Source organism: Paracoccus sp. (in: a-proteobacteria) (assembly GCF_030536915.1).
Lineage (GTDB): Bacteria > Pseudomonadota > Alphaproteobacteria > Rhodobacterales > Rhodobacteraceae > Paracoccus.
In genome coordinates, this window is record NZ_JAUNPC010000010.1 from 1 (window position 1) to 11590 (window position 11590).

Consider the following 11590-nt stretch of genomic DNA (forward strand, 5'->3'; position numbering starts at 1 on the left):
GCCGAGTGGCGCATCCGGTCGATGGCCTCGTTGATCTGCGATTCCTTCTCGATATAGGTGTCTGACCGCGGGACATAGGCCTCGGGCTGGTAGTAGTCGTAGTAGCTGACGAAGTATTCGACCGCGTTGTCGGGGAAGAAGCCCTTGAACTCGCCGTAAAGCTGGGCGGCCAGCGTCTTGTTCGGGGCGAGGATGATGGCGGGACGCTGCGTCTCCTCGATCACCTTGGCCATGGTGTAGGTCTTGCCGGTGCCGGTCGCGCCCAGCAGCACCTGGTCCCTGTCGCCATTGCGGACCCCTTGGGAAAGTTCGGCGATGGCAGTCGGCTGGTCGCCCGCCGGCGCGAATTCGCTGTGCATGACGAAACGCTTGCCGCCTTCCAGCTTCACCCGCCGCTCGGGCTGCAGCAGCATCGGCATGGGGGCGTTGGTGTTGTTATGGGCCATGACGATCCTTGGGGAATGTGGCGCGAAGGATGCCGTTAGGTGGTGCGGAAAGCCCCCGTTTTCAAGGAAAAGGCCGCCCTGTCGCGGGCGGCCCCATGCTGCTGCAGGCGTGGTTCAGCTTGACAGTTCGAGAACCGCGCAGGCGATGCGGTCGCCCGCGTTGCCGGCCGGCTGGCTCGCGTAATCGTCCACATCGGCATGGATCATCACGGCCGAGCCATCCTCATCGAGGATTTGATCCATCAGCACGCCGGGCAGGAAATATTCGACATGCAGCGCGCCTGCCGACCCCATGGTGATGTTCGGCAGGTCGCCCGGATGCGGGCCGTTCGCCGAATGGACGCCATGTTCCCGGTCGCCTGCCATATGGCCGCCGGCGCTTTCAAAACTGGGGCCTTCGCACAGGCCGGTCTCATGGATATGCAGCCCGTGCTGTGCGGCGGGCACCGCGCCCTCGCTGATGTCCAGCACGAAATGCATCACGCCCGAGGCGGTCTCGGTGATGAGGACGCTGCCGACATCCGCTCCTTCGCCATTGCGAAGGACGCCGCCGGCCTGGCGGAACTGCTCGTCACCCGCCGCTGCGGCGGCACCGCCTGCTGCGGGCGCATCCGGCTGATCCGCGCCTGTTGCTGCCGGAGAGGCATTCTCGACCGGCGCCGCCTGTGCGGGTTGGGCGTCAGCCGCGGCAGGCTGGGAATCCTGCGCATGGCCTGGATGCGGGGCCAGCACCAGAGCCGCGCCCAGCAGAAGGGCACCCACGGCATGGGGCTGGGGCAGAGCACGGGTCGCGTTGAGGGATCGGGTCATCGAGGGCACTCCTGTCTGTCCTTGCCTGCGGTCAACGCCCAAGGGCGGCAGCCGTTCCCCCTGTTTCGCCTTTGCCGGACGGTGGCGCTTGATCGTCGGCGCCGCCTGCGCCACAAGAGGCCGGCCCGTCTTCAGCCGCCAAGGGGTTCCGCCATGCGCGTCCGCATCTACAAGCCCGCCCGCAACGCCATGCAGTCCGGCGTCGCCCGCACCAAGGAATGGGTGCTCGAATTCTCTCGTTCCGACCGGCCGGACCTGGACCCGCTGATGGGCTGGAGGAGTTCCGACGACACCCAGTCGCAGGTCCGCCTGCGCTTCGACAGCCGCGCCGAGGCCGAGGCTTACGCCAAGGCCAAGGGCCTTGAATACATCGTGACCGAGCCGAAACCCCGCGCCCACAACATCCGTCCGCGTGGCTACGGCGAAAACTTCGCCACGGACCGCAAGGCGCCCTGGACGCATTGACCTTTGCAGGTCGGGGCATAGTTTCTGCTGATGGAAAGTGAGATTGTCCGGCAGGCAAAGGTTCGCTCTGGGACTGGTCCATTGAAATGAACAAGCACGGCAGCACCCAACGCCACAGGCCCATTGCACCACAAGCCACGGCGGGCGTCACCATCGCGATGGAAAGCCCGCTGTCACCCGATCTGGATCTTCTGTTTGCCCGCCACGTTCAGGCCATGCATGCCGACACCCCGCCCGGGTCGATCCACATGCTGCCGCGCGAGGATCTTGTCTCGCCCCTGATCGACTTCCTTGTGCTGCGGGTAAAGAGAGCGCCGGTGGGCATGGGCGCACTGAAGCAGATCGCCGCGGGTCACGGCGAGATCAAGTCCATGCACATCCTGTCCGAGCGGCGGGGAGAAGGCTACGCCCGCCGGTTGCTGGACGCGCTGATCGACCAGGCGAGAACAAGGAACTACCTGCGGGTGTCGCTGGAAACCGGAGCGCAGGACAGCTTCGGCGCGGCGCGCGTCCTTTATGCCCGCGCAGGCTTCGCCGAATGTGCGCCCTTCACGGGCTACGTCCCGGACCCGAACAGCGTCTTCATGACCCGCGAGGTCTGATGCGGCCTTGGCCCCTTGCACCGGGCCGGGCTTTGCCGCAATCACAACGGGCGCGGCCCCGTAGCTCAACTGGATAGAGCAGGGACCTTCTAAGTCCAAGGTTGGGGGTTCGAGCCCTCCCGGGGTCGCCAGACATCGCGGCGGATGCCGGGTGTCTCAAGGGTCCTTGGTTCCCTTCCTGCGGCATCTTTGGAAAAGACGCCTGTTTTTCCCCAATGGGTCGTGAGCCTGCGTGCAAATTGCTTGCAGGACGCGGACGCCTGTTCGGCAAGTTCTTCGATCAGAACGGAAAGACCCCGGCCTGCCGGAAGGCGCAACCGGGGTCGGTGTCCCCGACAAAGGCTGGCGTCGCAGAGCATGCGTTTCTGATGCCTCCGCGCCCTCGACCATCCCCGAGGTTGAAGCGCGTCGGCGGACAACTGCCCCTGTGACGCTGCGGCGCACCGCTGCTTGAGCATGATCGGGGTCCGGGACGAGGCAGGCACCCATGCGGGCGCGCAACCCGGCATGGGCGCGGGGGGCCTTGGGTCACGGATGCGTCTCAAGAGGGCACCCCGCCCCCTTGAGAGGCAGGACCGTTGCGTCAGCCCATCCGTTCCGATGCGTGCGAACCGGGCGAGGGGGGGAAGACCACCGTCTTGTTGCCGTTCAGGAAGACCCTGCCGTTCACATGGGCATGCACTGCGCGGGCCAGGACCGCGGCCTCGACGTCGCGGCCGAGGCTCACATAGTCCTCGGGCGATTGGGCATGGGTCACGCGGATCGTGTCCTGCTCGATGATCGGGCCTTCGTCGAGATCGGCGGTGACGTAATGCGAGGTCGCCCCGATCAGCTTCACGCCGCGCTCATAGGCCTGCTTGTAGGGGTTGGCGCCCTTGAAGGACGGCAGGAAGGAATGGTGGATGTTGATGATGCGGCCCGACATCTTCCGGCACATCTGGTCCGACAAGACCTGCATGTAGCGCGCCAGCACGATCAGCTCGGCGCCGGTATCCTCGACCACCTCCATGATCCGGGCCTCGGCCTCTGGCTTGTTTTCCTTGGTCACGCGGATGCAGTGAAAGGGGATGTCGTGGTTCACGACGACCTTCTGGTAGTCCATGTGGTTCGAGATCACCGCCACGATCTCGACCGGCAGCGCCCCGATCCGCCAGCGATACAAGAGGTCGTTCAGGCAATGGCCGAAGCGCGAGACCATCAGGATGACCTTGCGCTTGCGGGCCTCGTCGAAGAACTCGGCTTCCATGTCGAAGCTGGACGCCACGGGCGCGAAGCCCTCGTACAATTCCGCAAGCTGCTTGCCGGTCTCGCTCTGGAAGCTGATCCGCATGAAGAAGCGGCCGGTATCGGCATCGTCGAACTGGGCGCTGTCGGTGATGTTGCAGCCCTGTTCGGCAAGATAACCCGCGATGGCGGCGACGATGCCGCGGGTGGACTGGCAGGTGACGCGAAGGGCATAGCGGGACATGGGGTTTCAAGCCTCCGGGGGGTTCGGGGGAAGGATCAGGCGGTAAGGCCCTGCGGTTCGGCAAGCCCGTTAGCGCGGCAGCAGGCCGTCAGGGTGTTGGCCAGCAGGCAGGCGATGGTCATGGGGCCGACGCCGCCCGGAACCGGGGTGATGGCGCCTGCGACCTGCACCGCTTCGTCGAAATCGACATCGCCGACAAGGCGGGCCTTTCCGTCCTGCTCGACCCGGTTGATGCCGACGTCGATGACGGTCGCCCCCGGCTTGACCCAATCGCCCCGGATCATCTGCGGGCGGCCCACGGCGGCGACCAGGATATCGGCGTGGCGGCAGACCTCGGGCAGATCGCGGGTGCGGCTGTGGGCGATGGTCACGGTGCAACTGTCGCCCAGCAGCAACTGGGCCATCGGCTTGCCGACGATGTTCGACCGGCCGACGACGACCGCGTTCAGCCCCGACAGGCTGCCATGCAGATCGCGCAGCATCATCAGGCAGCCCAGCGGCGTGCAAGGCACCATCGACTTCTGCCCCGTGCCCAGCAGGCCGACGTTCAGGACGTGGAAGCCATCAACGTCCTTGGCCGGGTCGATCCGGTTGATGATCAGTTCCGAATCAAGGTGGTCGGGCAGGGGCAGTTGCACGAGGATGCCATGAACCGCCGCATCGGCGTTCAGCCGGTCGATCAGCGCAATCAGATCGGCCTCGGAAGTATCGGCGGGCAGCCGGTGATCGAAGCTGGCCATCCCGGCCTCGCGCGTCTGGATGCCCTTGTTTTTGACGTAAACCGCCGAGGCAGGGTCCTCGCCCACCAGCACCACGGCGAGGCCGGGGGTGAGGCCGTGTTCGGACCTGAGCCGCGCGACATGGGCCGCGACCTTCCCGCGGATGCCGTGCGCAAAACCGCGGCCGTCGATGATCCTCGCCGTCATGCCGCCACCTCGACCTGCCGCGAGATCGCGGTTTCTAGGGCGTGCCACAGCGACCCGGCCGCCGAGCGCATGCCGATGACCGCCAGTCCATCCGGGGCGCGGCGGATCACGAAGACGCCGAGATGTTCCAGCCCGGTGCGGGCGGCGGAACCGGGCTGAAGCCGCAGCGGATCGAGGTTCACGAGCTTGGCCAGCAGGTCAGTGATCGGCCGCTCGCCTTTGGCCGAGCGGATCTCGAAGGCGACAAAGCCGTCGGTCTGCTCGGTCACGGACGCATCCGGGCAATCGGCGGCGACCCGGGCTGCGAAGTCGGTGTCCGCAAGCCCGTGCCCCTCGACCATCCACTGGTCCGGCCCGGTCCAGAAGGCCGAAACATCCCCGGACGCTGTCCAGCCGCCGGGTCCGGGAAGGCTCAGCCCGAAGGGCGAGGGTTCGGGCGCATCCCCCCGCCGCGCCACCGAGGCAAGCGCCAGTTCCGGGTTCTCGCGGACGCTCAGGGCGCCATGGCGCGCCTCGGCCGGAGCGGAGCCGCCGGTGGCGCAGAGGGGGGAAAGGTCAGGCACGCGATCAGGCACGGAGGCGTTCTCCCTCGGGGTCGATGAAATGGGGGCTGGTGACGCGCACCCGGACAGTCTGGTTCTGAAGCGGGTTGGCCGCAACGATCACCTCGCCCATGCGCGCCGCGCCGTCTTCCAGAAAGCCCAAGCCGATGGCGTGCCCCAGATGCGGGCTGTGCGCGCCCGAGGTGATCCAGCCCTGATCGGTCCCGGTGTTCTGCTCGGCCCGTTCGGTGAACAGATGCGCCCCCGCCACGACCGGCTCGGCGGGATCGACGGGCTGCAGGCCCACCAGCACGCGGCGGTCATCGGCTAGTCCCGCCCGGCGCGACATGACCGCACCGATCGAGTCCTTCTTGGTGGACACCATCCGCCCCAGCCCCAGCATCTGCGCGGTGGTCTGGCCGTTCAGCTCGTTGCCCGCCGCATGGCCCTTTTCGATCCGCATGACGCCAAGCGCCTCGGTCCCGTAGGGGGTGGCGCCAAGGTCAGCACCGGTTTCCACCAGCCGTGCCATCAGCGCATTGCCATAGCGCGCAGGCACCGCGATCTCATAGGCCAGTTCGCCCGAGAACGAGATGCGGAACAGCCGCGCCCGCAGCCCACCGCAGACAGTCAGGTTGGCGCAGGCCATGAAGGGAAAGGCCTCGTTCGACAGGTCGAAGCCGTCCACGACACGTTCCAGCAGGCGGCGGGCGTTCGGCCCCGCCACGGCGATCTGCGCCCATGCGTCGGTAGTCGAGATCAACTGCACATCGAGGTCCGGCCAGAGGCACTGGCGGCAGAACTCCATGTGGCGGTAGATCGTGCCGGCATTGGCGGTGGTGGTGGTGACGACGTAATGCGTGTCCCCCAGCCGGGCGCAGGTGCCGTCGTCCCAGACGATCCCGTCCTCGCGCAGCATCAACCCGTAGCGGACCATGCCGGTCTTGAGGCTGCCCATGGCATTGGCATAGACGCGGTTCAGGAACTCGCCCGCGTCCCCGCCCTGCACATCGACCTTGCCCAGCGTGGTCACGTCGCAGATGCCGACGCCCCTGCGGGTGGCCAGAACCTCGCGGTCCACCGTCTCGCGCCAGTGGCTTTCGCCGGGGCGCGGGAAGTATTGCGCGCGCATCCACTGGCCGACCTCGACGAAGACCGCGCCTTGCGCCTTGGCCCATTCATGCGTGGGCGTCAGGCGGCGCGGCTTGAAATGCCCGCCGTTGTCGCCGCCCCCCAGCGCTGACAGCGCGACGGGGGTATAGGGCGGGCGGAAGACCGTGGTGCCGGTCTGCGGGATGGTCTGGTCGGTCAGTTCCGCCATGACCGCCAGCGCCGTCACGTTCGCGGTCTTGCCCTGGTCGGTCGCCATGCCCAGCGTGGTCCAGCGTTTCAGATGCTCGACCGAGCGCATGTTTTCCAGATAGGACAACGCGATGTCCTTGACGGTCACGTCGTTCTGGAAATCCACCCAGGCGCGGCCCTTGCCGGGGACATGCCACAGGGGATGCAGGTTCAGCGACGCATCCTCGGCCCGCGGCAGGCCGGGCAGGGGGGCGTCGATGCCGAGGTCCGCCAGCGCATCCCGCGCGGCCTCGGCCCCCGACCGCAGCGCGGCGGCGGTCGAGCCATGCCCGGCGGCGGCCCCGGCGGCGACCAGCCCCTCGGGCCCGTCGGGTGGCGGCAGGAAGGCCTGCGCCGCCTCGTCCCAGACCGGGCGGCCCCGGTGGTGCGAGGCCAGATGCACGTTCGGGTTCCATCCGCCCGAGACGCCAAGCGCGCCGCAGTCCAGCCATTCGGCCCGCCCGTTCCGTGTGACCTGAACCCTGCGCAAGCCCTGGCGGCCCTTGCTGTCCGTCACCATTGCGCCCGCGAACAGCGGATAATCGCCCTGCGCCGTGGTATTTGCGCGAGAGTCGATCACGCCCGCGATGCCGACGCCGTTGCCCAGCAGGTCCAGCGCGGTCCGGTGCCCGTCGTCGTTGTTGGTGAAGATCGCCACCCGGTCCGCAGGCGCGGCGGCGTAGCGGTTGGCGTAGGCGCGCATCGCCCCCGCCAGCATCACGCCGGGGCGGTCGTTGTTGGCGAAGGGGATATGCCGCTCGGTCGCGCCCGCGGCCAGAACGGCGCGGCGGGCGGTGATGCGCCACAGGGTCTGGCGCAGCTTGCCGGGAACGGGAAGGTGGTCTGACACCCGTTCCAGCGCGCCATAGACGCCGGAATCGAAGACCCCGTAAACCGTGGTGCGGCGCATGATCCGCAGGTTCGGCAGGCTGGCAAGCTCGGCCTCGACCGTGGCGATCCAGTCGGTCGCGGGGGCGTCGTCCAGCGGATGGGTTTCCGCCAGCAGCCGCCCGCCCAGCCGGAAGTCCTCGTCGGCAAGGATGACCCGCGCGCCCGCCCGCGCCGCCGTCAGGGCCGCGGCCAGCCCCGCCGCGCCGCCGCCGGTCACCAGCAGGTCGCAATGCAGGAAGCCCTTGTCATAGGCATCCGGGTCGGGCTGGCCCGACAGCCGCCCCAACCCCGCCGCGCGGCGGATGGCGGGTTCGTAGAACTTCTCCCAGAACTTCTGCGGCCACATGAAGGTCTTGTAATAGAAGCCCGCCGCGAAGAAGGGCGAGAACCAGTCGTTCACCGCCAAGAGGTCGCGTTTCAGCGAGCCGACATGGTTCTGGCTGCGCGCCTGAAGCCCGTCGAACAGTTCGACCACGGTGGCGCGGGTGTTCGGCTCGGCCCGCGCGCCGATGCCGATCTCCACCAGCGCGTTGGGTTCCTCGGACCCCGCCGTGAAGATGCCGCGCGGGCGGTGGTACTTGAAGCTGCGGCCGACCAGCCCGACCCGGTTCGCCATCAGCGCCGAGGCGAGCGTGTCGCCCGGATGGCCGGTGAACTCCTTCCCGTTGAAGGTGAAGCGCAGCCTGCGCGAGCGGTCGATCAGACCGCCGGATAGCCGGGTCATGCCGCACCCCCTTTCGCGGCCAGCGCCACGTTGCGGGCCAGTTCCGCGCCCAAGATCTCATGGGTCAGGGTGTTGCGGGTGACGACCAGCCACGAGCGGTCGCCCTGTTCATGGAACCAAAGCTCGCGATGCACGCCGGCCGGGTTGTCGCGCAAATAGACGTAATCGTGGAACGCGAGTTGTGCGCCGTCCGCGCCGGGGTCGGGGCGGTCCAGCAGTTCGGCAGAGCCGAGGCAGAAGAACTCCTGCGCGTCGCGTGGGCCGAGAAGGGGGTGGGGGATAAGCATGTCTTGCTCTCAGTGCAGATTGGGCGAGGCGCCCATGCCTTTTTCGTCGATCATGTAGCCGCGCTCGAAGCGGTCCAGCCGATAGGCTTTCGCGGTCTCATGGGGTTTGTCGGTCGCCAGCAGATGGGCGAAGCAATAGCCGCTGGCGGGCGTGGCCTTGAAACCGCCATAGCACCAGCCCGCGTTGAGGTAGAGCCCTTCGACCGGGGTGCGGTCGATGATGGGCGAGCCGTCCATCGACATGTCCATGACCCCACCCCAGACCCGCAGAAGCCGCGCCCGCCCGATCATCGGCATCAGGGCCATGCCGGATTCGGCCACGTCCTCGATCACCGGCAGGTTGCCGCGCTGGGCGTAGGAATTGTAGCCGTCGATGTCGCCGCCGAAGACCAGCCCGCCCTTGTCGGACTGGCTGACATAGAAATGCCCGGCGCCGAAGGTGATGACCCCCGGAATGGTCGGCTTCAGCCCCTCGGACACGAAGGCCTGCAGGACATGGCTTTCGATCGGCAGCCGCATCCCCGCTTGCGTCATGACCCGGCTGCTTGAGCCCGCGACCGCCACGCCGACCTTGCCCGCCCCGATATAACCGCGCGAGGTCTCAATACCCTTCACGCGCCCGTTCTCGATGCGGAAGCCTGTGACCTCGCAGTTCTGGATCAGGTCCACGCCCGCCAGGTCCGCGCCGCGGGCATAGCCCCAGGCCACGCCGTCATGGCGCGCGGTGCCGCCGCGGCGCTGCAGAAGGCCGCCCTTGATCGGGAAGCGGGCATTGTCGAAATTGAGGAAGGGCGCCATCCGCCGCACCTGGTCGCGGTCCAGCAGTTCCGCATCCGCCCCCGCCAGCAGCATCGCATTGCCGCGCCGCCGATACGCGTCGCGCTGGCCGTCCGAATGGAACAGGTTGAGAATCCCGCGCTGGCTGACCATCGCGTTGAAGTTCAGAAGCTGTTCCATGTTCTCCCACAGCTTCATGGAGAACTCGTAGAACGGCTCGTTCCCCGGCAGCAGGTAGTTGGACCGGATGATCGTCGTGTTGCGGCCGATGTTGCCGGACCCCAACCAGCTTTTTTCCAGCAGGGCGATGCGGGCCTGCTTGAAGGTGGTGGCAAGGTAATAGGCGGTCGCCAGCCCGTGCCCGCCGCCGCCGACGACGACATAGTCATAGGCGGGCTGGGGGTCGGGGTTGCGCCACAGGGGGCGCCAGCCTTTGTGGCCGCCCAGTGCCTCTTTGACAACGCGGTAAGCCGAATAGCGCAAGTCAGATCATCCTTGAGTCAGCAGGGTATGCGGGGTTCGTAGCGCGGCGCAGCACGCGCGGCTTGCACAGTGCGGACATATTCTTGTCCACCTCGGACGCGCGTGTTACTGGCGCGCCATGCGGATCGGTTTCATCCTGACGCCCGATCATGGGCTGATGTCGGTCGCCTCGGCGGTCGAGCCGCTGCGGGCGGCCAACCACCTGGCGGGCCGGGCGCTTTACCATTTCCAGTTCCATTCCGTCGCTGGTGGCTTTGCTGCCTCGTCCTCGGGTGGGGGCTTCGACACGCAGCCGCTGGCCGACGCCGCGGAGGCCGGGCTGGACCTCGCGATGGTCGTCTCGGGCGGCAATCCGATGCTGCACGACGATCCCGCGCTGATGCGGGGGCTGCGCGGGCTGGCGCAGAAGGGGATGCGGCTGGGCGGGATTTCCGGAGGCTCGGCGCATCTGGCCAAGGCGGGGCTGATGGCAGGGCGGCGCTTCACCGTGCACTGGACCCATATCGACGCGTTGCAGGAATACGGCCCCGACCTGCTGATCGAGCGCGCACTTTATGTGATCGACCGCGACCGCTACACCTGCGCGGGCGGGGTCGCGGCGATGGACATGATGGGGGCGCTGATCGCCCGCGAACATGGCGCGGGCTTTGCCCGCGAGGTCAGCGGCTGGTTCATCCATCCGCGGCTGCGCACCGCCGACGAGCCCCAGCAGCCCGGCGCGGGACAGCGCTTCGACCTGCATCACCCTGCGCTGGAGGCCGCGGTGGAACTGATGGCCAGCCACCTCGCCGATCCCCTGGCGCCCGAGCAGCTTGCAGCGCTTTCAGGCGCCAGCGCCCGGCAGTTGCAGCGGCTGTTCGCCGCCCGCTTCGGGCAGACCATGACCGGCTTCTACCGCGACCTGCGGCTGGCCAAGGCGGATGAACTGCTGCAGCAGACCGCCCTGCCGGTGCTTGAGATCGCGGTGATGACCGGGTTTTCAGGCGCCGCCCATTTCACCCGCTGCTTTGCCGCCAGATACGGCGCGCCCCCGGGCCGCAGGCGGCGCGCGGCGGAAGCGGTCTCTCGTCCGCCCGTCAGAGCACCTGGTTAAGAAAGTCGCGCGTGCGCGGGTCCTTGGCGTTGGTGAAGAACTCGGCGGGCGGGCCGTGTTCCACGATCACGCCGCGGTCGGTGAAATAGATGTGGTCGGCGATCTCGCGGGCAAAGCCCATCTCGTGGGTCACGAGGATGCAGGTCATGCCCTCGGCGGCCAGGTCCTTGATCGTGACCAGCACCTCCTTGACCGTTTCCGGGTCCAGCGCCGCCGTCACCTCGTCGAACAGCATCACGTCGGGCCGCATCGCCAGCGACCGGGCGATGGCCACCCGCTGCTGCTGGCCGCCGGACAGCTCGCCGGGATAGTGATCCTCTTTCCCTTCCAGCCGCACCTTCTTCAGCAGGGCGCGGGCGCGGGTCTCGACCTCGGCCTTGTCTTCCTTGAGCACCTTGATCGGCGCCATCATCACGTTCTGCAGCGCGGTCTTGTGCGGGAACAGGTTGTATTGCTGGAACACCATCCCGACCTTGCGCCGCAGCGCCAGCTTGTCGAGCTTCGGGTCATGCACCTCCTGCCCTTCGACCTGGATCGAGCCGCCCTGGATGTCGTTCAGCGCGTTGATGCAGCGGATCAGGGTGGACTTGCCCGATCCCGAGGGGCCGATGATGCAGACCACCTCGCCCTTCATCACGTCGAAGCTGATGCCGCGCAGCACCTCGACCTGGCCGAAGGACTTGCGGACGTCGCGGATGCGGACGATGGGCTGGCTCTTGGTCCAGTTCGTCATCG

Annotated in this window: 12 protein-coding genes and 1 tRNA gene; 4 read left to right on the top strand and 9 right to left on the bottom strand. The window is 67.5% G+C overall.

The window, feature by feature from the left end; all coding sequences use genetic code 11:
* The coding region (locus Q4F04_RS03270) for a DEAD/DEAH box helicase family protein (protein WP_303368399.1) at positions 1–446 on the bottom strand (446 nt) is incomplete at its 3' end.
* Between the two features lie 114 nt (positions 447–560).
* A complete protein-coding gene (locus Q4F04_RS03275) occupies positions 561–1256 on the bottom strand; it encodes a superoxide dismutase family protein (RefSeq protein ID WP_303368400.1) in 696 nt (231 codons plus the stop codon).
* 153 nt (positions 1257–1409) lie between these two features.
* On the opposite strand from Q4F04_RS03275, the gene Q4F04_RS03280 reads away from it, so the two are divergent.
* From Q4F04_RS03280 to Q4F04_RS03290, 3 genes are all read left to right on the top strand, one after another.
* Positions 1410–1721 (top strand): ETC complex I subunit, encoded by a 312-nt coding sequence (locus Q4F04_RS03280; RefSeq protein ID WP_303368401.1) that lies wholly within the window; start codon positions 1410–1412, stop codon positions 1719–1721.
* A gap of 86 nt (positions 1722–1807) precedes the next feature.
* Positions 1808–2323, top strand: coding sequence for a GNAT family N-acetyltransferase (locus Q4F04_RS03285; RefSeq protein WP_368660696.1), 516 nt, complete (start codon positions 1808–1810; stop codon positions 2321–2323).
* 54 nt (positions 2324–2377) lie between these two features.
* A tRNA-Arg gene (locus tag Q4F04_RS03290) sits at positions 2378–2454 on the top strand.
* Between the two features lie 452 nt (positions 2455–2906).
* Here Q4F04_RS03290 and purU read toward each other — a convergent pair.
* From purU to Q4F04_RS03320, 6 genes are read right to left on the bottom strand one after another with little or no spacing between them, the layout of a single operon-like run.
* Positions 2907–3791 (bottom strand): formyltetrahydrofolate deformylase, encoded by an 885-nt coding sequence (gene purU / locus Q4F04_RS03295; protein WP_303368402.1) that lies wholly within the window; start codon positions 3789–3791, stop codon positions 2907–2909.
* 35 nt (positions 3792–3826) lie between these two features.
* Positions 3827–4717 (bottom strand): bifunctional methylenetetrahydrofolate dehydrogenase/methenyltetrahydrofolate cyclohydrolase FolD, encoded by an 891-nt coding sequence (folD, locus tag Q4F04_RS03300; RefSeq protein WP_303368403.1) that lies wholly within the window; start codon positions 4715–4717, stop codon positions 3827–3829.
* The gene (locus tag Q4F04_RS03305) at positions 4714–5292 is read right to left on the bottom strand and encodes a sarcosine oxidase subunit gamma (RefSeq protein ID WP_303368404.1); all 579 of its coding nucleotides are present in this window, start codon (positions 5290–5292) and stop codon (positions 4714–4716) included. Before Q4F04_RS03305 ends, folD begins: the two co-directional genes overlap by 4 nt.
* A complete protein-coding gene (locus tag Q4F04_RS03310; protein ID WP_303368405.1) occupies positions 5285–8215 on the bottom strand; it encodes a sarcosine oxidase subunit alpha family protein in 2931 nt (976 codons plus the stop codon). Before Q4F04_RS03310 ends, Q4F04_RS03305 begins: the two co-directional genes overlap by 8 nt.
* Positions 8212–8502 carry a sarcosine oxidase subunit delta gene (locus Q4F04_RS03315; protein ID WP_303368406.1) on the bottom strand — a complete coding sequence of 97 codons (291 nt, stop codon included), beginning with the start codon at positions 8500–8502 and terminating at the stop codon, positions 8212–8214. The genes Q4F04_RS03310 and Q4F04_RS03315 overlap by 4 nt, the downstream gene beginning before the upstream one ends.
* 9 nt (positions 8503–8511) lie before the next feature.
* The gene (locus Q4F04_RS03320) at positions 8512–9762 is read right to left on the bottom strand and encodes a sarcosine oxidase subunit beta family protein (RefSeq protein ID WP_303368407.1); all 1251 of its coding nucleotides are present in this window, start codon (positions 9760–9762) and stop codon (positions 8512–8514) included.
* Between the two features lie 118 nt (positions 9763–9880).
* On the opposite strand from Q4F04_RS03320, the gene Q4F04_RS03325 reads away from it, so the two are divergent.
* Entirely contained in the window at positions 9881–10855 is a 975-nt protein-coding gene (locus Q4F04_RS03325) for a GlxA family transcriptional regulator (protein WP_303368408.1), read from the top strand.
* On the opposite strand, the gene Q4F04_RS03330 is transcribed toward Q4F04_RS03325, so the two are convergent.
* On the bottom strand, positions 10839–11588 hold the full coding sequence (locus Q4F04_RS03330; protein WP_303368409.1) for an amino acid ABC transporter ATP-binding protein: 750 nt from the start codon (positions 11586–11588) through the stop codon (positions 10839–10841). The two genes, Q4F04_RS03325 and Q4F04_RS03330, sit on opposite strands and share 17 nt — an antisense overlap.
* Positions 11589–11590: the final 2 nt, after the last annotated feature.

Coding starts and splice junctions, on each gene's coding strand:
- Q4F04_RS03285 (WP_368660696.1), top strand. CDS start 1,808: ATGAACAAGCACGGCAGCACCCAACGCCACAGGCCCATTGCACCACAA.
- Q4F04_RS03280 (WP_303368401.1), top strand. CDS start 1,410: ATGCGCGTCCGCATCTACAAGCCCGCCCGCAACGCCATGCAGTCCGGC.
- Q4F04_RS03310 (WP_303368405.1), bottom strand. CDS start 8,215: ATGACCCGGCTATCCGGCGGTCTGATCGACCGCTCGCGCAGGCTGCGC.
- Q4F04_RS03330 (WP_303368409.1), bottom strand. CDS start 11,588: ATGACGAACTGGACCAAGAGCCAGCCCATCGTCCGCATCCGCGACGTC.
- Q4F04_RS03325 (WP_303368408.1), top strand. CDS start 9,881: ATGCGGATCGGTTTCATCCTGACGCCCGATCATGGGCTGATGTCGGTC.
- Q4F04_RS03275 (WP_303368400.1), bottom strand. CDS start 1,256: ATGACCCGATCCCTCAACGCGACCCGTGCTCTGCCCCAGCCCCATGCC.
- purU (WP_303368402.1), bottom strand. CDS start 3,791: ATGTCCCGCTATGCCCTTCGCGTCACCTGCCAGTCCACCCGCGGCATC.
- Q4F04_RS03315 (WP_303368406.1), bottom strand. CDS start 8,502: ATGCTTATCCCCCACCCCCTTCTCGGCCCACGCGACGCGCAGGAGTTC.
- folD (WP_303368403.1), bottom strand. CDS start 4,717: ATGACGGCGAGGATCATCGACGGCCGCGGTTTTGCGCACGGCATCCGC.